The 24,391-nt window shown below is 55.9% G+C and carries 18 protein-coding genes; 16 read left to right on the top strand and 2 right to left on the bottom strand.

The genetic code is table 11. The features are described from left to right. Window positions 1-37: 37 nt before the first annotated feature. The 11 genes from FH603_RS01800 (at window position 38) to FH603_RS01750 (ending at window position 16,300) form a co-directional block, all read left to right on the top strand. Window positions 38-3,259, top strand: coding sequence for a SusC/RagA family TonB-linked outer membrane protein (locus tag FH603_RS01800; protein ID WP_235985433.1), 3,222 nt, complete (start codon window positions 38-40; stop codon window positions 3,257-3,259). A gap of 83 nt (window positions 3,260-3,342) precedes the next feature. After that, window positions 3,343-4,953, top strand: coding sequence for a SusD/RagB family nutrient-binding outer membrane lipoprotein (locus FH603_RS01795; RefSeq protein ID WP_186735460.1), 1,611 nt, complete (start codon window positions 3,343-3,345; stop codon window positions 4,951-4,953). Between the two features lie 155 nt (window positions 4,954-5,108). Next, entirely contained in the window at window positions 5,109-6,026 is a 918-nt protein-coding gene (locus tag FH603_RS01790; protein WP_186735458.1) for a metallophosphoesterase family protein, read from the top strand. 60 nt (window positions 6,027-6,086) lie between these two features. Further along, the gene (locus FH603_RS01785; RefSeq protein WP_186735456.1) at window positions 6,087-6,620 is read left to right on the top strand and encodes a phosphonate degradation HD-domain oxygenase; all 534 of its coding nucleotides are present in this window, start codon (window positions 6,087-6,089) and stop codon (window positions 6,618-6,620) included. Between the two features lie 28 nt (window positions 6,621-6,648). After that, window positions 6,649-9,405, top strand: a complete 2,757-nt coding sequence (locus FH603_RS01780) for an alkaline phosphatase family protein (RefSeq protein ID WP_186735454.1) — start codon at window positions 6,649-6,651, stop codon at window positions 9,403-9,405. A gap of 146 nt (window positions 9,406-9,551) precedes the next feature. Continuing rightward, window positions 9,552-11,813 (top strand): TonB-dependent receptor, encoded by a 2,262-nt coding sequence (locus tag FH603_RS01775; protein ID WP_186735452.1) that lies wholly within the window; start codon window positions 9,552-9,554, stop codon window positions 11,811-11,813. 46 nt (window positions 11,814-11,859) lie between these two features. Beyond that, on the top strand, window positions 11,860-12,105 hold the full coding sequence (locus FH603_RS01770) for a hypothetical protein (RefSeq protein ID WP_186735450.1): 246 nt from the start codon (window positions 11,860-11,862) through the stop codon (window positions 12,103-12,105). Then, window positions 12,086-12,343 carry a Txe/YoeB family addiction module toxin gene (locus FH603_RS01765; protein ID WP_186735448.1) on the top strand — a complete coding sequence of 86 codons (258 nt, stop codon included), beginning with the start codon at window positions 12,086-12,088 and terminating at the stop codon, window positions 12,341-12,343. Before FH603_RS01770 ends, FH603_RS01765 begins: the two co-directional genes overlap by 20 nt. Window positions 12,344-12,377: 34 nt before the next feature. Beyond that, entirely contained in the window at window positions 12,378-13,622 is a 1,245-nt protein-coding gene (locus FH603_RS01760; protein ID WP_186735446.1) for a DUF5690 family protein, read from the top strand. A 30-nt stretch (window positions 13,623-13,652) separates the two neighbouring features. Next, on the top strand, window positions 13,653-14,135 hold the full coding sequence (locus FH603_RS01755; RefSeq protein WP_186735444.1) for a (2Fe-2S)-binding protein: 483 nt from the start codon (window positions 13,653-13,655) through the stop codon (window positions 14,133-14,135). 2 nt (window positions 14,136-14,137) lie between these two features. Beyond that, window positions 14,138-16,300: a xanthine dehydrogenase family protein molybdopterin-binding subunit gene (locus tag FH603_RS01750; RefSeq protein ID WP_186735442.1), complete on the top strand. Its 2,163-nt coding sequence runs from the start codon at window positions 14,138-14,140 to the stop codon at window positions 16,298-16,300. 62 nt (window positions 16,301-16,362) lie between these two features. Here the strand turns inward: FH603_RS01750 and FH603_RS01745 are convergent, their stop codons facing one another. Next, the gene (locus FH603_RS01745; protein WP_235985432.1) at window positions 16,363-16,803 is read right to left on the bottom strand and encodes a hypothetical protein; all 441 of its coding nucleotides are present in this window, start codon (window positions 16,801-16,803) and stop codon (window positions 16,363-16,365) included. 339 nt (window positions 16,804-17,142) lie between these two features. Between FH603_RS01745 and FH603_RS01740 the strand changes: the two genes are divergently transcribed. The 5 genes from FH603_RS01740 (at window position 17,143) to FH603_RS01720 (ending at window position 23,220) form a co-directional block, all read left to right on the top strand. Then, on the top strand, window positions 17,143-18,333 hold the full coding sequence (locus FH603_RS01740; protein ID WP_186735440.1) for a hypothetical protein: 1,191 nt from the start codon (window positions 17,143-17,145) through the stop codon (window positions 18,331-18,333). 132 nt (window positions 18,334-18,465) lie between these two features. Beyond that, window positions 18,466-19,251 (top strand): 2Fe-2S iron-sulfur cluster-binding protein, encoded by a 786-nt coding sequence (locus FH603_RS01735; RefSeq protein ID WP_186735438.1) that lies wholly within the window; start codon window positions 18,466-18,468, stop codon window positions 19,249-19,251. Between the two features lie 18 nt (window positions 19,252-19,269). Then, window positions 19,270-20,277, top strand: a complete 1,008-nt coding sequence (locus FH603_RS01730; protein ID WP_186735436.1) for an FAD binding domain-containing protein — start codon at window positions 19,270-19,272, stop codon at window positions 20,275-20,277. 20 nt (window positions 20,278-20,297) lie between these two features. Next, the gene (locus FH603_RS01725; RefSeq protein WP_186735435.1) at window positions 20,298-22,424 is read left to right on the top strand and encodes a xanthine dehydrogenase family protein molybdopterin-binding subunit; all 2,127 of its coding nucleotides are present in this window, start codon (window positions 20,298-20,300) and stop codon (window positions 22,422-22,424) included. Window positions 22,425-22,614: 190 nt separating this feature from the next. Further along, window positions 22,615-23,220 (top strand): DUF1684 domain-containing protein, encoded by a 606-nt coding sequence (locus FH603_RS01720; protein ID WP_186735433.1) that lies wholly within the window; start codon window positions 22,615-22,617, stop codon window positions 23,218-23,220. Window positions 23,221-23,228: 8 nt separating this feature from the next. Here the strand turns inward: FH603_RS01720 and FH603_RS01715 are convergent, their stop codons facing one another. After that, window positions 23,229-24,278: a methyltransferase gene (locus tag FH603_RS01715; protein WP_186735431.1), complete on the bottom strand. Its 1,050-nt coding sequence runs from the start codon at window positions 24,276-24,278 to the stop codon at window positions 23,229-23,231. Window positions 24,279-24,391: the final 113 nt, after the last annotated feature.

The raw sequence follows: 24,391 nt of genomic DNA, 5'->3' as shown, positions 1-24,391 counted from the left end.
TTGCAGGAAATGCTTAATTGGCTAACCTGAGAAATGTATGAAATCAACATCTTTACCTTCACGGGCATCCTTGCCATCGAGATTACCTCGGTATCTGGTGATGCTTCTCCTGTGCCTGCTGCCGGGTATAGCGGCACTGGCACAGACGATTACCGGTCGGGTGCTCTCGGCCGATGATCAGCAGCCGCTGCCCGGCGTATCCATCGTCATTAAAGGAACAACCACCGGTACGACCACTAAAGCCGACGGGGGCTACACCCTCAACGTTACCGGCCCTGACCGTACGCTGACCTTCTCGTTTATCGGCTACGAAACGCAGGAAATCGCCGTGGGAAACCGATCGGCAATCGACGTGACGATGAAAGCAGCGGTTACAACGCTGAACGAATTCGTTTACACGGCCCTCGGTATTAAAAAGGACGTTCGGAACATTGGCGTTTCCATTCAGTCGGTCGAAGGGGCACAGCTGATCAAGGCCCGCGAACCAAACGCGATCAACTCGCTGGTAGGGAAAGTCGCCGGTCTGACGATCGGGGCGTCGGCCGAACTACTGCGTCGGCCCAACGTTATTCTGCGGGGTAACAGCGATGTGCTGTTCGTGGTCGACGGGTTGCCCATCAACTCCGACACCTGGAACATCAGCCCCGACGACATCGAAACGTATTCGGTCCTGAAAGGCGCATCGGCATCGGCTTTGTACGGCTTTCGGGGTAAAAACGGGGCTATCCTGATCACGACGAAACGCGGTACTAAAGATAAGCGGGGGTTTTCGGTCGACGTCAATACCAGTCAGATGGTCGACAATGGCTTCCTGGCTATTCCGAAGGTGCAGGATGAGTATGGCCCCGGCGACCACGGCGTCTATGAATTTGTCAACGGTAAAGGGGGCGGCAAGAACGACGGTGACTACGATATCTGGGGACCCCGCTTTGAGGGACAGTTGATACCCCAGTACGATAGCCCGGTCGATCCAGCAACGGGCAAACGGACCGGTACCCCCTGGGTTGCGCGGGGCAAAGACAACCTGAGCCGGTTTCTGCAAGCCGGTATTCTGTCTACCAACAACATATCCATATCGTCGTCGGGCGAGAAATACGACCTGCGGTTCTCGCTGTCGCACAACTACCAGCGCGGTCTGGTCCCTAATACCAAGCTCAACAGCACGACCTTCAAAGTGTCTACCGGCTACAACTTCACCAGCCGCCTGCGTTTCGAGGGCGATGTGCAGGTCAACCGCCAGTATACGCCCAACATTCCCGATGTCGACTATGGTCCTAACTCCATGATCTACAACATCGCTATCTGGGGTGGTGCCGACTGGGATGTCGACCAGCTGAAGAACTACTGGCAGCCCGGTAAAGAAGGAACGCAGCAGATCTACGCCGAATACCAGCGGTATAACAACCCCTGGTTTATTACCAAAGAATGGCTGCGGGGACATTATAAAACCGATATTATCGGGCAGACATCGCTCAAGTACAAGATTCTCGACGGACTGGACCTGCAACTTCGGACCCAGGTGTCGACCTGGAATTTGCTGCGGACCGAGAAGTTTCCCTATTCGGCAACGGTCTATGGCCGGGAAGAAGCCAAAGGCGATTACCGCGAAGACCGGCGTAACCTGCTCGACAACAACACCGACCTGCTGCTGAAGTTCGATCGGCGGGTGAGTCCGCTGCTGAGCGTGAACGCCATTGCCGGGGGCAACCTGCGGGTGTATAACTACAATTCGAACTACACGACGACCAACTACCTGAACGTGCCGGGCGTGTATAACTTCTCGAACTCGGTCAACCCCCTGATTGCGTCTAACTTCAATGCCGATATGCGGGTATTGTCGGCGTATTACTCCGCCGACTTCACCCTGAAGGATGTTGTGACCTTGTCGACAACGGGTCGGATGGACAAACTGTCGACCTTGCCGAAGGGTAATAACACCTTCTTCTATCCATCGGTAGCGCTGAGCACCGTACTGTCCGATTATGTGCCGGTTCCCGAAGCGATTTCGTTCCTGAAACTCCGGGCGTCCTATGCCAACGTGAAAGATGGCCTGACCCAGTCGACCATTGGAGTGCCGTCCTTCCCGCTCGGTTATGGCCAGCAGTATTCATCGTCCTACGATGGACCAACGTATCAGAACTCGGCGGTGTACAGCACGCCCTACACGGTCAACAACACGTCTACAGCCTACTTCACCAACGCGCTCAACAACCCGAACATCAAACCGAACAGCACGTCGCAGTTCGAGGTCGGTTTGGATGCCCGTTTCCTGAGAAACCGCCTGGCTTTCGATGCGGCTTATTTCATCAGTAATGATGGTCCCCGGATTTTCCAACTGCCTATTTCCGAAACGACCGGCTATTCGTCGCTGCTGGTAAACGGGATCAAAACCCAGAAAAAAGGGTTCGAACTATCGCTGACGGGTAAGGTGCTGCAAAATCCCGATGGCCTCAACTGGGATGTGCTGGCCAACTGGTCGACTTACCGGGAGGTTTACCGGGAGTTTTATCCGGGGGTGACAGCCCTGAACACGTTCTTTAAAATTGGCGACCGCACCGATAAGTATTACACCAAAACGTTCGTTCGCTCGCCCGACGGCCAGATCGTGAACGACGCGGGTGGGCGGCCCCTCCAGACCACGGTGGCCCAGTACGTTGGCAATATCAACCCCGACTGGGTGTGGGGGCTGAACAACCGGTTCAGCTACAAAAATGTCACTTTCAGCTTCCAGTTCGATGGGCGCGTGGGCGGAGTGATCTCCGATTATGTCCAGCAGAAAACCTATGCCGGGGGCCGCATCATCAATACGGTCGAAGGCGATATGGGTGTTGCGCGCCTGAACGACACGAAAGGCATCAAGTCGTATCTGGGCGAGGGCGTTCAGGTGAGCAACGGGGCCCAGATCAACTACGACGCCGATGGCAACGTGACCAACTACGCCGAGCTACAGTTTGCTCCTAACACGACGAAAGCGTTTTTACAGGATTACATCGCCCGGCGATACGGGTTCGACGGGGGCAACATCATCAGCCGTTCGTTCGTCAAACTTCGGGAGGTTGTCATTGGCTACACCCTGCCCCAGACACTGGTTGGCCGGCTGGGCATCAAGCAGGCATCGATCTCCTTCGTGGGTCGTAACCTGTTGTACTTCGCCGAGCGGAAGGACATCGATATCGATCAGTTTACGGTCAATGGCCGCTCCGATCTGCAAACACCAACCACCCGCCGGTACGGTTTCAACCTGAATCTGACATTTTAACCAGCCTTTCCTCCCCCGGTCTTTCCGAAGCAGCCCGTGGTTGCAGACCGGGGGCGGGAAACGCGCCAATAACTACAAACAACATGAACCTATACAAACGGATTTTACCCATACTGGCCCTCATGCTGACGCTGACGGCCTGCGAAAAATCGTTCGACGAACTGGAGAAGGACCCCAACCGGGCGGTGAATGCTCCGGCCTCGCTGGTCCTGAAGGGCATTCTGAACGACATGTACGATTCAGAAAACAGCCCGGAGGGTTTCGCAGGGGTGACCTATGCGCCCTGGAGCGCTGAGCAACGTTACAATCAGTTCTACGCCAGCAATTACAACTACTACTCTACGAACGAGTACACCTGGACAACGACCAAACTGAATTTTTTCACGTTGAAAAATGTGCTGCGAATGGAAGCCGAAGCCAAACGGGCGGGAGCCGCCGACCTGAACCCCTACGCGGCACTGGGTAAGTTCTTCCGGGCTTACTTCTTCGAGAATATGACCCGGCGCGTGGGCGATATTCCAATGACCGAAGCCCTGAAAGATCAGGCTAATCTGACGCCCAAATATGATACGCAGAAAGCCGTTTATGTGCAGATTCTGCAATGGCTCGACGAAGCCAACACCGATATGGCGGCTATCATCACGAAAGGTGACAACACCCTGGGCGGTGATTTCTATTACAACAACAACCTGCGGCAATGGCAGAAAGCCGTCAATGCCTATCGCCTGCGGGTACTGATCAGTCTGAGTAAGAAAGAGGCCGATGCGGATTTAAACATCAAACAGAAGTTTGCCGACATGGTGGGTAATCCAACCAAATATCCGCTGCTGACCGGTATGAGCGATAATCTGCAATACGTTCATAACGGGATTCAGAGCAAGTACCCGCGCAACCAGGACAATTTCGGGCAGAGCGCCACCCGCGAAAACATGGCGAAGACCTACATCGATTTGCTGGTAGACCGGAAAGACCCGCGCGTTTTTGTAGTCGCCGAACCGGCTTCGGCCAAGCTGGCGGCTGGTCTTCGGCCCACCGACTTTGCCGCTTTCGTCGGGGCGTCGTCGGGCGAGGACCAGCAGGATATGGCCACCAACGTGCTCAAGGGCCAGTATTCGTTCCAGAACCGGAAGCATTATTATACATCCTACGTGGGTGAATCCGTCTTTATCGTCGGCTATCCCGAACAGATGTTCAATCTGGCCGAAGGAATCAACCGGGGCTGGGCGGCTGCATCGACGTCGGCAGGCAGCGCCGATAACTACTACCGGAAAGGTATCCTGGCATCGATGGGCTTCTACGGGTTGAAAGACGGCGACAATACCGTTACGTTCTCGCGCGACGGCGGTATTACCAACTTCACCGACTATGTCGTAAAAGTGAGCACAAGCGATTATCTTGCTCAGCCATCGGTGAACTATGCTGGCGACAATGCAACGGGACTAAACCAGATCCTGACCCAGAAGTACATCGCTTTCTTTCAGAACTCTGGCCTGGAAGCTTTCTACAACCAGCGCCGGACGGGTGTCCCTGCATTCCTGACGGGTGTCGGCACCGGCAACAGTGGCCGGATTCCCAAGCGGTGGCAGTATCCCACCAGTGAGCGGACAACCAACGGTGACAACCTGAAAGCCGCCATCACCAGTCAGTATGGGGCCAATGACGATATTAACGCCACGATGTGGATTTTGAAATAGAAGTCGTCAAAAGTCGTAGAAGTCGTAAGTCGTAATAGTCGTAAGTAGCCGTCATGCGTCAGCCACTTTTGACTTCTACGACTTACGACCCTTACGACCCTTACGACCCTTACGACTACTTCGACTACTTCGACTTACGACTTCTACGACTCCTTATGAACCGCAGAACCCTCCTCAAAAGCGCTGGCCTGTTACCGCTCGTAGCGGCTGCCGATAGTATGGCTGCGCCCGCTGCTGCCCGCAAACGCAGTGTCCGCTTTGCCTACATCGGCGACACGCACATTACGGCCGAAACGAAACCGATGGAGCACGTGGCTAAGTGCTTTCATCACCTGCAAAACCAGGCCGACAAACCCGCTTTCATTCTGCACGGGGGCGACACGATCATGGACGCGCTGGGACAGGACCGCGACAAGGTGCAGAAACAGTGGGACGCCTGGAATACCGTCGTTAAAGCCGACAATTCGCTGCCCATCGAGTACTGCATCGGTAATCATGACGTGTGGGGATATGAGCAGGCCAAAACCGATCCGCAGTACGGTAAAAAGTGGGCGCTGGACCAGATGAAACTCAACGAACGGTATCGCTCGTTCGACCGGAACGGCTGGCATTTCATTGTCCTCGACAGTGTTCAGCTAACGCCCGAAAACAAGTGGTACACGGGCCATATCGATCCCGAACAACTGGCCTGGCTCAAAGCTGATCTGGCCAAAACCAATTCCAAAACCCCGATCCTTCTGATGTCACACATTCCCATCGTGTCGGCAACGGTATTTTATGACAAGTCGAACATAAAGAACGGTAACTGGCAGATTCCCGGTAGCTGGAACCATACCGATGCCGCCGAACTGATCGAGCTGTTCTACCAGTATCCGAATGTGAAAACCGCCCTGAGCGGGCATATGCACCTGCTGGACCGGGTCGATTACAATGGGGTGGCCTATATGTGCAACGGAGCCGTTAGCGGTAACTGGTGGACGAATGATACCTACCACCAGACCAAAGCCGGGTACGCACTCATGGACCTATACGATGACGGAACCGTTGAACGGACGTATTTGCAATACATATAGGCTCGGACCGACACTATGGCCTGGATTTGACTTAACTCCCCGGACAGCCTGTCCGACACTATGGATACCATTGCTACTCTTTTCGCTCACAGCGGCCACGACGCTTACTTTGGTGAGCCGGTAACCCAACTCGAACACGCTCTGCAATCGGCGCAACTGGCCGAGCAGGCCGGGGCCGACCGGGAAACTGTCGTGGCGGCTTTTTTGCATGACATCGGCCACCTGCTGCCACCCGAGGCCAGCCATGGCTATATGGATGGCTACGGCACCGTCGACCACGAACAGCTTGGGGCCGACTATTTACGGGAACTGGGCTTTTCGGAGAAGATTGCGCAGTTGATCGAAAATCACGTCAACGCCAAGCGGTACCTGGTCTCGAAACAGCCCGAGTACCTGGCCAACCTGTCGGAAGCGAGTTTGAAAACGCTGGCATTTCAGGGCGGCCCCATGAACACCGACGAAGCTGCTGCGTTTGAAGTCCATCCTCATTTCAACGAGATTCTGCTTATGCGCCGGTGGGATGAGCAGGCCAAAATTCCCGGTCTGCCAACGCCGGATATGAACCACTACCTGTCGCTAATTGATAAAGCCTGACGGGAACACTGATTTTACCTCCAACTACATGAAACACGTTCTCCTCGGCTCACTTTTTTTCGTTTCCCTGACCGCCTTTTCGCAGAAGACCTACACCACCCTGCAGGTGCCGGGCCGGGCGGAGTTCTGCCGGATCGACTCAGCCGGGAAGTCGGTGCTGCCGAGTGGACGCTACGTGACGCCGGCGGGAAAAACGATTCGCATTGCCAACGACCCGTTTGGTATGGCGATCTCGCCTAACGGCCAACGGGCGGTTACCCTCCACGATGGCTTGCTGAGCGTGCTCGACCTGCGCACCATGCAGGCCACCCGCGTTCCCGATTATGCCGGGAGAATCCCCGCCGTGCTGAAAGACGGTTCGTTTCTGGGCGTGGCTATGGGTGCCGACAACCGGACGGCCTACCTCAGCAACGGCGACAAAGGCCGGGTGCTGATCTTCGATACGGAGCAGCTTCGTGTCCTGGACAGCATCAGCCTCGACGGGAACGGCTATGTGGACAGCTTCACCTCCGATCTGATCCTGAATGGCAATGAGTTGCTCGTGCTGGACCGGGGTAATTTCCGGCTGGTACGCATCGATCTGGCCACTAAACGGATTACGGCTTCGATACCAACGGGTCGGCAACCGTTTGGCCTTGCCTTGACGCCCGACAGGAAAACGGCTTTCGTTGCCAATGTGGGCCTGTATGCTTACCCCAAAGTGCCGGGCGTGACGCCTACCAATAAGGATACGATGATGCTCAAGTTTCCGGCTTACGGTGCCCACACCAAAGAATCCCGGGAGGGCGTTGAGGTGGAAGGTCGGCGGATACCGGGATTAGGTAGCCCCCTCGTCGATGAGGCTATGAGCGTCTGGATGGTCGATCTGGCGACCAATAAGGTTACCACCAAACTCAAAACAGGTGTACAAATAGGAGACCAGGCCGCCGGACGGATGATCGAAGAGGCCGAAGTCGTGGGCGGCTCATCGCCGAACTCGGTGGCGGTGGGAAGCCGCTACGCCTACGTCTCGAACGCGACCAACGACAATATCTCGATCATCGACCATAAACTACGTAAACTGGCCGGTACGATTTCGCTTCAAATAGACCCGCGTCTGGATCGCTACCGGGGTATGATGCCGTTTGGGCTGACGCTCAGCAAAGACGAAAAAACGATTTACGTCGCCTTGCTGGCCTTCAACGCGGTAGCCGTTGTGGACGTGCCGACCCGCAAGGTCAGGGGTCTGATCCCAACCGGCTGGGGACCCACCCGCGTATCGCTTTCTCCTGAAGGTTCTACGCTATACATTACGTCGGCACGGGGCTACGGTGCCGGTCCCAACGGGGGCGCTACGTTTGTGAAACCACCACAGGGGACGTATATCGGCGATATTCAATTGGGAACATTTCAGGCGGTGGCTGTGACGGCCCTCACCCCCGGCCCCCTCCAGACCTACACCCGACAGGTTCTGGCCAATACCTACCAGACCGTTGCGCTGGCTGACAATGGTCGGAATCCGTTACCGGTTCTGCCCAAAACGCGTACGTCACCCATTAAACATATTGTCTACATCACGAAGGAGAACCGGACGTATGATGAAGTGCTGGGACAGCTGAAGATGGCCAATGGCGATTCGACGCTGGCGCGGTTTGGCGTGGGTGTTACCATGAAAAGCCGGATCGCTACCGCGCGGGGTAACAGCGGCCGGACAACAGATACCGCCGGGGATTCGATTCGGATTACGGCGGCCGATGTCATGCCCAACCACAGTCGACTGGCCAGCCAGTTCACGTTTTCCGATAATTTCTACTGCGATTCGGATGCCAGTATTCACGGCCATCACTGGATGATGGGCACCATTCCAAACGAATGGATCGAGGCTAACGCGGCTTCGGCGGGGCGGTTCGATGCGTTCTCGAAAGCATCCGGTCGGCAGTTTCCCAAGTCGTCGGGTGGTATCGATCCGGAAGATTACAACGAGATTGGTGGGCTGTGGGAAGCGCTGGAGCGCAGCAAGGTGTCGTTCTATAATTTCGGGCAGGTGAACGAGTATGCCGGAAATTACGAAGAGCAGTTCGACACTACCTTCGGGACGGCGCACCCGGTTGTGTTTCCCATGCCCGCAGCGGCCTTCCGGCACACGTCGCGGAACTTCGCAGGCTACAACACCAACATCCCCGACCAGTTTCGGATGGACCAGTTTGAGCGGGAGTTTACGGCGCGCTGGATCAAGGGAAAACAGCCGTTGCCGCAATTGCTGACGGTCATGCTGCCCAACGACCACGGTTCCGGCCCGCGCCCCACAGAGGGATACCCCTACCTGCACTCCTACATGGCCGACAACGACCTGGCTGTAGGTCGGATGCTGCACTTCCTGTCGCGCACAAAGTACTGGAAGAACATGCTCGTTATCGTTACCGAAGATGACCCGCAGGGGGGCGTCGACCACATCGATGCCCACCGGTCGCTGCTGATGCTGGCCGGGCCGTATGTAAAGCGTGGCTACGTATCGCACACCCACGCCAACTTCGGCTCCATCCTGAAAGTGATCTACAACATCCTCGGCGTGAACTACGTGAACCAGTACGACCTGACGGCGTCGCTCTTGCAGGATATGTTCACCGACAAACCCGATCTCCGGCCGTATGACGCGGTGCTGCCCGACGCCCGCGTTTTCGATCCACAACAGGCTATGAAACCCTACAACAAACCCTTCGACTGGCGCAAAATCCAGAAAGGCCCCGAAATGGACGACCGCGCCGACCAACGAGCCGAACACTACCGCCAGCAGGGGGAGAAATAACAACCCTGCCAGTGGGCGTAGCCCCTGGTAGTGGTTGAAGAGTATCTTAGTGGTTAAAAGCCCCTGGTAGTGATTGAAAAGCGGTCAAAGCGTTCAACCACTACCAGGGGCTACGCCCACTGGCAGGGTTTAAATCCATCTATGTTATGAAATTCAAACTTTTTACCTTCCTTTTTTATCTTATTGGTAGTTTCTGCATGGCGCAATCACTATCCGGAATTGTTCGTGACGCGCGTACCAATCAGCCGCTGCCGGGCGTATCGGTACGGTTGCTGTCCACAAACCGCGGGGCGGTAACCGACCAGCGGGGTTATTATGTCCTGCGTAATTTGCCAGCCGGATCCTACACCGTGCAGCTAAGTTCGGTGGGGTATCGTCTGATCGATCAAGCTGTCGAGGTGGCCGGGTCGTCGCCTGTCGAGCGGGATATTCAGCTTCAGCCAACGGTTATCCAGCTTAACCAGCAAACCGTTACCACCAGCCAGCGGTCAGAATCGCCCGATTTTTTACGGCCCGAAGTCACTACGGTCATCACGGCCCGCGACCTGCGCCAGCGGGCACCCCGAACGGTTCCTGAAGCACTTTTCGGTGCCACGGGGGTATTTCTGCAAAAGACGAATCACGGGGGTGGCTCACCCTTCGTACGCGGGTTGACGGGTCAGCAGACGCTGTTGCTGGTCGATGGTATCCGGCTCAACAACGCTACGTTTCGCTCGGGCCCCAATCAGTATCTCAACACCATTGACCCGCAGAGTGTGAGTCAGATCGAGGTTGTGCGGAGTAGTGGCTCGGTCGCGTATGGCTCCGATGCTATTGGGGGCGTCGTTAATGTACTGACCCGGACTCCGCAGTTTTCCGACGAGGCTGGCTTTACGGGTAGTGCTTTCGGTAAAGCCATGACCCAGGGCATGGAATACAGCGGCCGGGCCGAACTGGGGTATTCGTCGGCCACCGTCGCAGTTGTGGGCGCACTGGCCTACCGGAAATTCGGCGATCTGGTGGCAGGGCGGGGGCTGGGTCGAGAAACCCCCACCGGCTACAACCAGCTGTCGGGTGACGTAAAAGCCCGCTTCCGACTGTCGGATCGGTTTGTGGCGACGGTGGCGTATCAGGATCTACGGCAGGATAGCGTACCGGTCTACCATAAAGTACGGCTGGAAAATTTTGCTTACAACCAGTTCAATCCGCAACGGCGTCAACTGACCTACGCCCGGCTGGAGGGCTTTTATAACCGGCCGCTTCTTAAGTCGGTGCAACTGACGGCGTCGTGGCAGCGACAAACGGAGGGCCGACAGAGTCAGAAGAACCCCAGCACGGCGGGGGTTGCTGCACCGGCTGTGTACGAGCGCGATGAAACCACGACAACCGGCCTGACCCTACTGGCTACCGCCGAGCCAGCCAGATTCTGGCAGATGCAAAACGGCATTGAATGGTATTACGACCGGGTAGGAAGCCGTCGCGACGATGTGAATCTGCTCACCGGAGCCGTAGCACCGAAACGGGGACTTTATCCCGACGGGTCCACGATGAGCAGTCTGGCGCTGTTCTCGCTCCACACGTTCACCCTGAACAGATTGATTCTGACGGCGGGTGGTCGTTACAACGCGTTCCGGATTACCACCCCCGAAAGCAGCTTGCAGGCTACCATCCGGCCTTCGGCCCTGGTGGGTAACGTGGGGGCGTCGTTCGCTATTCTACCAGCGGTGCGGCTGGTGGCGTCGGTACAGTCGGCTTTCCGCGCGCCCAACGTCGACGATCTGGGAACGCTGGGAATCGTCGACTTCCGGTACGAAGTGCCCAACGCAAGCCTTCAACCCGAACGGTCGCTGAACAAAGAAGTTGGTGTCAAGGTCAGAACGGAGCGATTTTCGGCCACGGTGCTGGCCTACCACAACCAGCTGAGCAACTTCATCAGCCGGGTTCGGGCGGGGCGGGATTCCATACAGGGCTACCCGGTTTATCTAAAACAGAACAGCGCACAGGCGTTCATTCGCGGACTGGAGGCCGAAGCCGAATATGAGGTTGCCCCCGGCTGGCTGACCTATGCGGGTGGTTCGTATACCTACGGCCAGAACACCACCGCTGGCGAACCCTTCCGCCGGATTCCGCCCCTGAACGGGCGCGCTGGCGTAACCTACCAACCCTCGGCGGGCTGGTGGGCCCGGGCCGAACTGTTGCTGGCGGGCGCGCAGACGCGCCTGGCTAAAGGCGACCAGGACGACAACCGGATTGCGAAAGGGGGTACCCCGGCCTGGCAGGTGCTGAACCTGAACGGTGGCTACCGCTGGCGGTTCGTAACGCTGAGCGCCGAACTGCAAAACCTGACGAACGAAGCCTACCGCACCCACGGCTCCGGCGTGGATGGCATAGGCCGCAGCGCCTGGCTGTCAGTACTGGTGAGTTGGTGAAACCAAGCACTCTATTGACTACCTTTGTTTCAAACGAAAAGAGCGTATGGAGGCCACTTATCATCTGAATCCCGACGAACTGAACGAAAACTTTTTGAAGGCTATTCAAGTGCTGTTCCAGGACCGACGCCTAAAAGTTACGGTTGAGATTGAAGACGACGAAACCGAAGCTATTCGGTCAAACGGAGCTTTACATGAAAAGCTGATTCGCCGGATGGCGAATGCAGACGCTGGTTCAGTAAAAGAAGTAAACCTAAATCAGTACCTGAGCGATGCATCGACTGACGTTTGAGAACGAGGCATTCGATGAGTTCACGGAATGGGCTACGCACGATAAAAAACTGTTTATCCGAATTGTGAAACTGCTTGCTGAGATTCGGCGAACACCGTTTGATGGAACAGGAAAGCCCGAAGCGCTCAAGCATGATTATAAGGGTTGTTGGTCAAGAAGAATTGATCAGGAACATCGGCTTATCTATAAAGTAACCGACGAAACCATCCTCGTTCTTTCCTGTCGTGACCACTACTAACGCACCCAGATTCCTCCGAAATCCTACCGCTTTTATGCTCTTCGGAGCCACGGCTGCGTTCTGTACCTACGCCTGCATGTATGCCTTCCGCAAGGGCATTACCGCCGTCACCTTCGAAGGTATGTTCTTCGCTGGCGTTGGTTATAAGACATGGCTCGTAACGGCGCAGGTGCTGGGCTATGCCTGTTCCAAAGGGCTGGGTATCAAGTTTGTGTCCGAGATGGCACCCGCCCGACGGGCCATTAGTTTGCTGGCGCTGGTGGGCGCGGCCCTGCTGGCCCTGCTTGCTTTTGCCCTCGTTCCGGCCCCCTATAACATCATCTTTCTGTTCCTGAATGGCCTGCCGCTGGGTATGGTCTACGGGATTATGCTTGGCTTTCTGGAAGGTCGTCGCCAGACCGATGCGCTCGTGGCGGGGCTGACGGCGTCGTTCATCTTCGCATCGGGTTTTGTCAAGACCGTAGCGCTGACCATCAAAAGCGACTGGGGCGTAACGGAATTCTGGCTACCCTTCGTCACGGGTTCGCTGTTCGTGCTGCCTATGCTGGTATCGGTCTATGGCCTGACGCTGCTGCCGCCCCCCACCGCTGAAGACCGCGACCTGCGTACCGAACGCAAGCCTATGAGCCAGTCGGAGCGGAAAACCTTCGTGCGCGACTTTGGACCGGGGCTGATACTACTTATTGCTTCCTACGTCCTGCTCACCGCCTTCCGCGACTTCCGCGACAACTTCGGCCCCGAAATTCTGCGTGATGCGGGCGTGGAAAACCCGGCTCTGTTCGCCCAGACCGAGACGCTGGTGGCGGTGGGTGTATTGATCGTGATGGCCCTTCTCCAGCGTGTGACCGACAACTTCCGGGCGTTCATGCTGCTCAACGGTATTATGCTGGCTGGCGGGGCGCTGGTTGGACTGAGTACCTACGCCTATTCGCTGGGGATCGTCAGCCCCGGCACCTGGTTTTTGCTGACGGGACTGGGCCTGTATATGGGCTACGTCCCCTGCAACGGGCTGTACTTCGAGCGGTTGGTGGCGGCTTTTCGGTATGTCAGTACCGTTGGGTTTATCGTCACGCTGGCCGACTGGTACGGCTACCTCGGTAGCGTGAGTGTATTACTGTACAAGAACTTCGGTCAGGCCGAGATAAGCTTCCGGACGTTTTTTATGTATGGTGCCTACACACTGGCGATTCTGTATAGCGTGCTGGTTATCATCTCCTTCGTTTATTTCAGACAGAAGTTTCAGCAGGAAAGTATAAAGCCCGTCCCATATTCTTCTTAACTTGGTTTACTCATTTAATTCAATAGAATAATGGCACTCTTCAACCTGCAAATTAACGGTCGGAGCTACCGCGCTGACGTCGACCCGGATACCCCGCTGCTGTGGGTTCTGCGCGACAATCTGGGCCTGGTCGGCACCAAATATGGTTGCGGCATTGCTCAGTGCGGTGCCTGTACGGTTCACCTGAATGGCGAAGCCACCCGCGCCTGCGTACTGCCGGTTTCGGCGGTTGGTAAATCGAAAGTAACAACCATCGAAGGTCTCTCTGCCACGGGAACGCACCCCGTTCAGCAGGCCTGGGACAAGATCGACGTACCGCAGTGCGGCTATTGCCAGGCAGGCCAGATCATGACGGCGGCCGCCCTGCTCAAGCATAACCCGAAACCGTCAACGGCCGAAATCGACACGGCGATGACCGGAAATATCTGCCGCTGTGGTACCTACCACCGTATTCGTGAGGCCGTAAAAGTGGCCGCTGCATCGACGGGTTCCGCATCCACTAAATCCAAATAGCCATGCAGACATTACCGAACGCGAGCAGACGGAATTTTCTGAAACTAGCGGCCACCGCCGGGGGCGGGCTGCTGCTGGGATTTAACTGGACCGAAACCGAGGGAGCAGTGGTGGCTACAGACGCTACGGCCGTAAACGCAGCCGTTCCGGGTGTTGGCTTCAACAGCTACCTGTCCATCAATCCGCAGGGTGTCATCACCATCCTGTCGCCGAATCCCGAAGTAGGGCAGGGGATCAAAACCGCTTTCCCCATCATCGTAGCCGAAGAACTGGACGCCGACTGGCGGAAGGTGGTCGTGGAACAGGCTCCGCTGGATACCAAAAAATTTGAACGGCAGGTGGCGGGTGGTAGTGGGTCTATTCCTCACTCCTGGACACGCCTGCGTCAGGCGGGGGCCACGGCCCGGCAGATGCTCATCGGCGCAGCCGCCAAACGCTGGAACGTACCCGCAGCCGAATGCACAACCGCTTCCGGTTCCGTTATACATACGGGCAGCAACCGCAAACTCACCTACGGCGAACTGGCTACCGAAGCGGCTCAACTGCCCGTTCCGACCGATGTGAAGCTCAAAGACCAGAAGGACTTCAAGATTATCGGTCAAACGATAAAGAACGTCGATAACCCCGGCATCATAACGGGTAAGCCGCTGTTCGGGCTGGATTTCTACCGCGAGGGCATGCTGTTCGCCATGATCCAGCGCCCCGCTTTTGGCTACACGCTGAAGTCGGTTAACGATACCACGATCAAAGCTATGCCCGGCATTGTCGATGTGGTGACCTTCGATAACAACGTGGCCGTGGTGGGTAAGTCGACCTGGCAGGTGAAAAAGGCAAAAGATGCCCTGAAGATCGACTGGACAAAGACCGATGCAACGGAAAGCACAGACGATCACAACCGGCTGTTTAAAGAACTGCTGGATAAGCCCGACGCAACGGTTCGCCGGAAAGATGGCGACGTAGATGCGGCTTTCAAGAGCGCGGCCAAGGTTGTCACCGCCGAATACCAGTGCCCGTTCCTGCCCCACACCCCGATGGAGCCGATGAACTTCTTCGCCCACGTCCGGCCGGATGGTGTGGAACTGGTAGGACCAACCCAAACGCCTGAACTGGCCCGCAACGAAACGGCCAAACTTCTCGGAATCCCACCCGAAAAAGTATCGGTGCAGCTGACACGCATGGGCGGAGGCTTCGGCCGTCGGCTCAAAGCTGATTACGTTATTGAAGCCGTGCAGGTATCGAAACGGGTCAACGCGCCGGTCAAACTGATCTGGACCCGCGAAGACGATATGACGGGAGGGAGCTACCGCCCGGCTGTACGCTACCGGTTTCAGGCTGCGCTGGATGCGCAGGGCAATATGATCGGTTATAAACTGCGCGGAGCCAGCATTAATGCGGGTAACTCGACCCGGGAAGATAACTTTCCCGCCGGAGCCGTGGATAATCTGCTCATCGACAGTGTCGATCACAAGTCGGCAATTACGACCGGCCCCTGGCGCGCACCGATTACGAACTTCCTGGCATTTGCCGAGCAGTCATTTCTGGACGAGGTGGCGCAGGCAGCGGGTAAAGACGCCGTGCAGTTCCGGCTTGACCTGTTGGAGAAAGCCAAAGCCAAGCCCGCCGGCGCTGTCAAATACGATGTCGACCGGATGGTTGGCGTTATTAAACTGGCGGTTGAAAAGTCGGGCTGGGGTACAAAGAAAGGAGTTGATGGCAATGCTGTTTCGCAGGGCTTCAGCGTCTATTTCTCACACCGGTCTTATGTGGCCCAGGTGGGTGAAGTCGTCGTGAAGAAAGGCAAACCCGTTGTGCAGAAGATGTACGCGGTTGCCGACTGCGGGGTCGTTATCAACCAGAGCGGGGCCAGGCAGCAGGTTACGGGCTGTATCGTCGATGGGATCGGTCATGCTATGTATGGCAATATCACGTTCAAGGATGGCGTACCTGAACAGACGAACTTCAACACGTACCGCCTGATCCGGCTAAACGAAATTCCGGACGTGGAAGTCCACTTTGTCGATAATGGTATGGACCCCACCGGCCTTGGCGAACCGGCACTGCCGCCCGCCGGAGCCGCTGTTGCCAACGCTATTTTCAAAGCGACCGGCAAACGGGTACGTAACCAGCCCTTCGCCGAGGACGAGGCATTCAAGAGCGTCTCTTAATAACAAAGCAGTAACTGGCCGGGGGCAGGTATAGAATTGACTATACCTGCCCCCGGCTTTTGTTATTTACTGGATACGGTTACCACATAGGATTTTCGAACCCGTCCGTCGCCGTCCGTCCCCACCTGTTTTTCCGAAATAATCACGTTGGCCGTACCAACCGTAACCCCTTTAACCAGAAACGTAGCTGAACCTGAGTCGGCTGTTTTGGCTTGGCTGCCGGTTGTTGGTGTTTGCGGTTTGCGCGACACATCGACAACTTCCTGATTGTCGGAGGTGGCGGTCAACTGCCAGGTGGTATCCTGCCGTGTGGCGATAGATACTTCTTTGATATCGCCGACCATCAGCCGCAGCCGTTGTTTTATGCCTACGTCTGTATTGGACCGGCCGACGCTGCAGGCATTCAGCAGTGCAAGCAGGCATACCGGGAGTAGAAGGGCATAGGGCTGGCGTATGGTCCGCGCAGGCCCGGGGTTGGCGCGATATTCAGGTTGTTCGTTCATGCAGCTAATAACTGCATAGGGTCGTCAACGGTTTTGGCGGATTACGTTGGCAATTAGATTTGTGCCTCTCCAGACTCGCATCAGTAAACTACCCATTGGTTTATTTGATGATAACCTGACTCTCAGCAAAGGAGCTACTACCAGAGAGTCTGGTTTTTCCTGTCCCCAATCGGCTAACAGATGTCCCCAATCGGTAGAAAAACGTACGTAAATTTACTTAGTTTTGCGCTAATCGATAGATTTAGTTCAAATCTGACCGGGTTCCTCCACGTACTGACCTGCGTGGAGGATCTTCTCTCACCCATGCCTATTTTATCGCCACTATCCACCCAATCTCGTATGCACACTACTAATGATCAAGTTTCTCTGATAGGGGTAACCGGCCGCGTTTTCGGACGCGTCAACGAGTTGATTGAAAAACTCCTGACCGGCCCCTACTGGCAGCTGAAAGTACTGGTTTATTGTTTAGTACTAATCGTCCTGACAACAACTCCATTCTTCAACCTCCAGTATTTTTCAGCCGCAAACTCTTCCTGGAATACCCTGCTTATTCAGGCTTCCGATTTGCTGGTGCCTTACAAAGGGGTGCCGGGTTCCCACGATGCCAACAAGGTGTTTCGATTGGCGGTGCCGGTTCTGATCAGGCTTTTCAACCTGACCGCTATGCAGGTTTTTATCAGTCAGGTTGTATGCGGCCTACTCATCCTGCGTATAATGGTGAAGGTGAGCTATAGCGCTTTGGCGGATAAAGCGAGTACTGTGTTTTTCATGACGGCTTTTGTCACTTGCTATAGTGGGTATTCCGCGTTTTACGATGTCTTCGGACGCATCGATGCGTTTGGGTATTTATTCATCCTCTTATCGGTGTACTGGCGCAGTCCGGTTCTTGTCTTTTTGTTCTGCTTCTTAACCGCCTGGTCTGATGAGCGGGGTCTGATCAACACCTTATTTACAGCGGTATACTGGCTATACGTAGGTGCCACCAATCCCAGGGTATCAATAAGCCGATTCATTATAGCTGTACCACCCATAAACAGGCAGGTAGTGGCTGTTTTGCTTAGTTGGGCAGGCTACTTTTGTATACGCTGGCTCTTGAGTCACTATTATGGGTTTCAGACCCAGACTGCAGGTGTTGGCGCAAGTCAGTTTTCGATTTCCCGCCAGTTTATTCCGCTGGCTATATTCTCAACCTACGGTCTGGTGTGGTGGCTTATCCTGGTGACGCTGGCCCTGATCATTCTTCGGCGAGACTGGTTGATGATAGCACTGATCGGGGCTGGCATCATCGCGAATCTGGGGGTGGTGATGATGATTGCCGACATCAATCGAAGCCTGGCTTATTCACTGCCTTTGCTGGTTATCAGCCTGTATCAAGTGGGAAGAGGCTTACCAAAGGCCTATGTGCGCAAATGTCTGTTTATACTCAGCCTGCTTTCAATGATCGTACCTATCTACGATTTTGACAGTAAGCTACATTACCACCCCACCTTTATTATCCGATTGGCTACCCTCGTAGCAGGTGTTTCCTGAAATTTCCCCGCCCGTAAACGCGTCTCATTCCCGTCCGTAGAAACGCAAAGCCGTCTCTACATAACATAAGGCATCCACGGCCCGTTACGTATGGGAAGCTCAGAACCCTGAACTTCCCATACGAACTGTCTAATGGATGAAAACCAAAACCTGGACCTGTCTGACGACGAAAAGAAACTGTTCGAAGACTTCATGCCGGAGGATCTGGACGAAATTCTCGATACGGGCGTAAACCGGCGTCATTTTCTAAAACTGGTAACCCTGGCCGGTGGTGGTCTTCTGGCTGCTCAGTCAGCTGCTGCCGAGCAACTGTTTACCAGGTCGTTCCCGGCACCATCGACCGCCGGGGTATCGGCAGCAACGATTGAAAACGGCGTCAACGTATCGCTTAAGGTCAACGGTACGGCCCGCAAGCTGATGGTCGACTCCCGAATGACCCTGCTGGACACGCTGCGGGAACGCCTGGAACTGACCGGTTCCAAAAAAGGATGCGATCACGGCCAGTGTGGTGCCTGTACGGTCATCGTAAATGGACATCGGGTCTTATCCTGCCTTACGTTAGCCGCCAGCTGCGAAGGGAAAACGGTACAAACGATCGAAGGGCTGGCGAAGGGAAGTACGTTGCATCCAATGCAGGAAGCGTTTCTCAAACATGATGGGTTTCAGTGCGGATTCTGTACGCCCGGCCAGATCTGTTCGGCGGTGGCGCTGCTGGACGAAGCCAGGAAAGGTGATGCCAGCTACGTAACCGAAGACGTCCGTAAGAAGACAGGGCCAGTCCAACTATCGACCGAGGAGATTCGGGAGCGGATGTCGGGAAACCTGTGCCGGTGCGGAGCCTATCCCAATATTGTGGCCGCCATTCAGGAGGTCCATAGCGGAAAACCTGTTGAGCAAACGTTCCGGTTTTCGGCCTAACCCTTTATCCCGTACTCCATGAGACCCTTCACCTATACCCGGGCCAGTGATCCGTCGTTGGCCGTTAGGGAACTGGCTGCCAACCCAACGGCAAAATTCCTCGCTGGCGGTACCAACCTCATCGACCTGATGAAGGAAGATGTTGAGCGCCCCAGTGCTGTCATCGATATTTCGGCGTTGACTCTGACGGAGATCAAACCTATTGCCGCCGGAACCAGCAAAGGCGGCATTTCGATAGGAGGGCTGGGTAAAAACACCGATGCCGCCAACCACCCGTCGATCCGCCAGCACTACCCACTGCTGACCCAGGCCATTCTGGCAGGAGCATCCGGTCAGATACGCAACATGGCCACAAACGGCGGGAACTTGCTGCAACGCACGCGCTGCCCCTATTTTTACGAGGTAGCAATGCCCTGCAACAAGCGCGAACCCGGCAGCGGCTGCGGGGCCCTGGAAGGCATTAACCGGCTGCATGCCATCTTTGGCTGGTCTGAGAAATGTGTGGCGGTTTACCCGTCCGATATGGCCATTGCCCTGGCTGCTTTAGACGCCTTTGTCAGGGTCAAACGTCCGAACGGTGAGGAGCGAAGCATTCCTTTTACCGACTTCCACCGGTTACCCGGCGACACCCCCGAACAGGATACGAACCTGGCGCATGGCGAACTGATCACGGCTATCGACCTGCCCCAAAACAAGTTCGCCGACAGGTCCTACTACCTTAAAGTGCGCGACCGGGCGTCGTATGCTTTTGCGCTGATTTCGGTGGCGGCCGCCCTGGAGGTTACCGGCAACACGATCGTGCAGGCCAGAATTGCTATGGGTGGTGTTTCCCACAAACCGTGGCGCGCGCTGACCGCCGAAAAGATGCTGGTAGGCAAAGAAGCCACGGCAGAAAATTTCAAACGGGCCGCCGATGCCGAAATGGCCGCAGCCAAACCGCTGGAGCACAACAAGTTTAAAGTAGAGCTGGGTAACCGAAGCATTGTGCTGGCGTTGCAAATGGCTATGAACGGAGGTAAAGCCTGACGGTAACGTCACTAACTGCCATGCAAGACAAAAACAAACTAATCGGTACTCCCGTCAGTCGTATCGACGGGATTGCCAAGGTGACGGGGAAAGCTGCCTACTCGACAGATTATCCCGTCAAAAACCTCGCCTACGCTGTTCTGTTCAAAAGTACCATTGCCGCCGGAAATATTCGGAGTATCGACACCGCCACGGCCGAAAAGGCCCCCGGTGTACTGGCGGTGATCACCCATGCAAATGCGCCAAAACTGAATGTGGACGGGGGTATTCGCGGAGGGGCCTTGCTGCAAAGCCCCGAAATCGAATTCTACGGCCAGCATATTGGTATGGTTGTCGCCGAAACGTTCGAACAGGCCCGCCACGCCACCCACCTGATCAGCGTAACCTACGACAAGAAGGAGCCGAAAGCCGATTTCGAAAAGCTGGCGAAAGAGGCTGTTCCGTCCAGGGATAAAGAAAAGGCCGATGCCAGCCGGGGCGATGCGAAAGCAGCCCTGCGCGAGGCTACCTATAAAGTTGAAGAGGTTTACGGAACACCCATTGAGCACCACCATCCACTGGAACCCCACGCTACCATAGCCGAATGGAACGGCGATCATGTAACGCTGTATAACAGCTCGCAGATCGTGAACGGGGCACAAAGTGCAGCGGCAAAGACCCTGAACATAAAGCCGGAACAGGTGCGTATCGTTACGCCCTACATTGGGGGTGGTTTCGGCTCCAAGGGCGGCCAGTGGGCCAACCTGGTGCTGACGGCCGTAGCGGCCAAGCAGGTGAACCGACCGGTAAAGCTGGCCCTGACGCGCCAGCAGATGGTCAATTCGGTGGGGCTGCGCCAGCGGAACTACCAGAAAGTGAGCCTTGCCGCTACCAAAGACGGTAAACTGACGGCCCTGGCCCATGAGATTACGACGCACGGGGCTATCAAGAACGAATTCATAGAGCCCTGCGGTGATTGCTCGAAGATCATGTACGACGTGCCCAACTCGCTCATTACGTACCGGACGGTGCCGATGAACGTGATCCTGCCGACCTACACGCGCGGCCCCGGCAAATCGACCGGGAGCTTCGCCCTCGAATCGGCAATGGATGAGCTGGCCCACACGCTGAAAATAGACCCGATCGAACTGCGGATCAGAAACGAGCCCGAACGCGATCCGTCGAACGGTAAACCCTGGTCGTCGCGAACAACAGTTCAGTGCTTGCGGGCGGGGGCTGCTGCTTTTGGCTGGGAAAAACGCAAAGCAGAACCACGCCAGAATCAGCAGGGAAATTACCTGGTTGGGTATGGGGTAGCCTGCGGGACGTACCCAGCCCACCAACGCCCGACGTCGGCCATCGTGAAGCTGAAACGAACGGGTAACGACATCATGGCCACCGTCGAACTGGCCGCTGCCGATCTTGGAACCGGCACGTATACCATTCTGACGCAAACGGCGGCCGATGCACTGGACCTCCCTCTGCGTAACGTTAAGGTCGTGATCGGCGACTCTGATCTTCCTCCTGCCGCTGGTGCGGTGGGTTCGGTAGGGGCATCCAGCTACGCCAATGCTGTAAATGATGCCTGCCAGAAGATTACGGACGAGTTACTGGCCAAATCCGGCAAGCAGTTCTATGCCCGCCCTACAGCCGCGCAGCTGATGCGGTCCGAAAAGATCACCGATTACCAAACCCGCATCGACGCCAAACCGTTGGAAAGCGCCGAGGAGTATTCGGCCCATAGCTTCAACGCCAACTTTGCTGAGGTTACCGTGAATCGATTTACGGGCATGGTTCGGGTCAATCGTTTTCTGGCAGTGACGGGAGCGGGTACGATCCTGAACCCTAAAACGGCCCGTTCGCAAATCATCGGCGGCAACATATGGGGTATTGGCATGGCGCTCACCGAAGAATCCGTTGTCGACCCGCGCTACGGTAATTTCGTGACCCGTTCCTTTGCTGATTACCACGTGCCAGCCAACCTCGACATCGGGGATATGGACGCTATTTTTATTCGGGAAGACGATCAGAAGGCTAACACCCTCGGCGTGAAGGGGATTGGTGAAGTGGGCATTGTGGGCGTAGCTGCTGCCGTTGCCAACGCCATTTTCAACGCAACCGGTAAACGAGTTCGTGAATTGCCGATTACGCCGGATAAGCTGCTGTAAGGAGCGATCGAAGCGCCGGGACCCGCGAGGCAAGCTTCCTGTAATTTCGCCAGACAGCTTTATACAGGGATGCCGATAAACAAGTAGCTTTACCTATAGGAGATAAGTCGTCAACATGCTGTAGTCTGATAAGCACAAAAGCAGGTTTGTGGTAGACTCAAGCCATTTTACTTCATTTAACAAGCTACCGATGCGTTTTCTGATTTCTCTGTTTCTAAGTTTTCTGACGACCGCAGCCATCGCTCAGGCACCTTTCGCCGATCAGCTCGCCAAACACCGGGAAACCTACAGGAAGGATTTACTGGCCGCATCGGGTGGGCCCCTGACCGACGAAGCCGATTTGTCGTATGTGCAGTTCTATGCGCCCGACTCGACCTACCGGGTAGTGGCTACCGCAGCGCGCATACCCAATGCCGAGCCATTCGAGATGCCCACCTACAACGGGAAAACAAGAGCACACGTCGCTTATGCGTCGCTGACATTTACGCTCAAGGGCAAAACGCAGGTGTTGACGCTGTATCGTAATCTAAACGCTATCAAGATGCCCGAATACCGCGATTATCTGTTTCTGCCGTTCAAAGATGCAACCTCCGGAACCGAGACGTACGGGGGAGGTCGTTACATGGACTTACGGGTGGGTGACATCAGAAATGGGCAGGTAACCCTTGATTTCAACAAAGCTTACAATCCCTATTGCGCTTTTAAAGAAGGGTATCCCTGCCCGATTCCACCTAAAACGAATACCCTGTCGGTCCCGGTTGAAGCCGGTGAGAAGGCCTACGGTAAAGAACACTGATCGACGGATCATTTCCTGGCCCGGATCAATCCGTAATCCAGCTGGGTTGGAATCGCATCGGTAGTAGGCTGAAGGCCTGCTTCGACGAACCAGCTTCGGTATTCGGCCCGGCTGTAGCACCGGCCTTTGGTACCCCAGAACAGCTGAGCCGAGTAGTCGGTAACTGCCAGCGGCCCATCCAGCCCATCGTTCAGGAACGCGTCATGGACCCATAATTCGCCCCCCGGTCGCAGGGCTGACGCAAAACGATGAGCCAGCAACTGGCAGGTGGGAGAGGGCCAGTCGTGGAAGAGACTGGCGGCCAGCAGTAGATCCGTTTGCGGCAGTGCGTCGGTGAGCATGTCGCCCGGCAGGAAGGTTACCTGATCGCGCAGACGGCTGGCTCCCGGTCGGCCACTCCGGATCAATTCGTCCAGCACTTCGGTGGCTACCGCCAGCACCGCCGGACGGTCCAGCAGGGTGGCGGTCGAAGCCGGGTTCTTCAGCAGCCATTCATAGGTGTAATAGCCTGTTCCCCCGGCCACATCGAGCAGGTGGCCTTCCCGTTCGGTCAGGTTTGCGGCTACGATAGGCGACAGGTGTTTAGCCCGCCCGGCCAGTCCCAGCGTAAATTTGCGGGATAGTTCCGGATCATCCATCGGTGAGGGCCCTTCGCCTTCTTTCACAAATGAAATACCGTCGGACGTGTCGAGGGGGCCATCGTTTTTCAGGCGAAGGGCCATCTCTGTAGCGCCTGGATCGTCTTTTTCCAGACCCGTGTAACCCGTTAGATTGGGCGTTTGGTCCTGGGTCAGATAACGTCCCAGCTCGGTAATATGCAGTTGTCCGGCCTCATCGGAACCCAGCAAGTCCATGGCGCACAGGGCCGGAATCAGCACGTGGGCCGGACGCTCAGCGAGATTCAGTCGGCTGCTCAGCTCGGTCAGCGAGAGCGGCCCGGCGCTCAGGGTTTCAAAAACGGGCAGGTGATGGACGGCCGCGATCAGCAGACGCGATCCGAACATGGCCCGTAAATAGCGGGTAATAGGGGCTGGGTCGGGTTGAAGGGGGTTGAGCATGGTTCTGGTAGATTGGCTGGCCGGTTTGGCTGGGCCACCCGAACGCCAAAGATACTCGCCGTTTCGACCCGATGTCAATGACGCGGCCCCTTATAACTGGATTCTCTGCCGGA

Origin of the sequence: Spirosoma utsteinense (assembly GCF_014282275.1) — a bacterium.
In the GTDB taxonomy this organism is placed as follows: Bacteria; Bacteroidota; Bacteroidia; order Cytophagales; family Spirosomataceae; genus Spirosoma; species Spirosoma utsteinense.
Note: the sequence above shows the minus strand (reverse complement) of the source record. Positions and strands in the feature narration are given on the sequence as shown.

Coding starts and splice junctions, on each gene's coding strand:
- FH603_RS01800 (WP_235985433.1), top strand. CDS start 38: ATGAAATCAACATCTTTACCTTCACGGGCATCCTTGCCATCGAGATTA.
- FH603_RS01795 (WP_186735460.1), top strand. CDS start 3,343: ATGAACCTATACAAACGGATTTTACCCATACTGGCCCTCATGCTGACG.
- FH603_RS01790 (WP_186735458.1), top strand. CDS start 5,109: ATGAACCGCAGAACCCTCCTCAAAAGCGCTGGCCTGTTACCGCTCGTA.
- FH603_RS01785 (WP_186735456.1), top strand. CDS start 6,087: ATGGATACCATTGCTACTCTTTTCGCTCACAGCGGCCACGACGCTTAC.
- FH603_RS01780 (WP_186735454.1), top strand. CDS start 6,649: ATGAAACACGTTCTCCTCGGCTCACTTTTTTTCGTTTCCCTGACCGCC.
- FH603_RS01775 (WP_186735452.1), top strand. CDS start 9,552: ATGAAATTCAAACTTTTTACCTTCCTTTTTTATCTTATTGGTAGTTTC.
- FH603_RS01770 (WP_186735450.1), top strand. CDS start 11,860: ATGGAGGCCACTTATCATCTGAATCCCGACGAACTGAACGAAAACTTT.
- FH603_RS01765 (WP_186735448.1), top strand. CDS start 12,086: ATGCATCGACTGACGTTTGAGAACGAGGCATTCGATGAGTTCACGGAA.
- FH603_RS01760 (WP_186735446.1), top strand. CDS start 12,378: ATGCTCTTCGGAGCCACGGCTGCGTTCTGTACCTACGCCTGCATGTAT.
- FH603_RS01755 (WP_186735444.1), top strand. CDS start 13,653: ATGGCACTCTTCAACCTGCAAATTAACGGTCGGAGCTACCGCGCTGAC.
- FH603_RS01750 (WP_186735442.1), top strand. CDS start 14,138: ATGCAGACATTACCGAACGCGAGCAGACGGAATTTTCTGAAACTAGCG.
- FH603_RS01745 (WP_235985432.1), bottom strand. CDS start 16,803: ATGAACGAACAACCTGAATATCGCGCCAACCCCGGGCCTGCGCGGACC.
- FH603_RS01740 (WP_186735440.1), top strand. CDS start 17,143: ATGCACACTACTAATGATCAAGTTTCTCTGATAGGGGTAACCGGCCGC.
- FH603_RS01735 (WP_186735438.1), top strand. CDS start 18,466: ATGGATGAAAACCAAAACCTGGACCTGTCTGACGACGAAAAGAAACTG.
- FH603_RS01730 (WP_186735436.1), top strand. CDS start 19,270: ATGAGACCCTTCACCTATACCCGGGCCAGTGATCCGTCGTTGGCCGTT.
- FH603_RS01725 (WP_186735435.1), top strand. CDS start 20,298: ATGCAAGACAAAAACAAACTAATCGGTACTCCCGTCAGTCGTATCGAC.
- FH603_RS01720 (WP_186735433.1), top strand. CDS start 22,615: ATGCGTTTTCTGATTTCTCTGTTTCTAAGTTTTCTGACGACCGCAGCC.
- FH603_RS01715 (WP_186735431.1), bottom strand. CDS start 24,278: ATGCTCAACCCCCTTCAACCCGACCCAGCCCCTATTACCCGCTATTTA.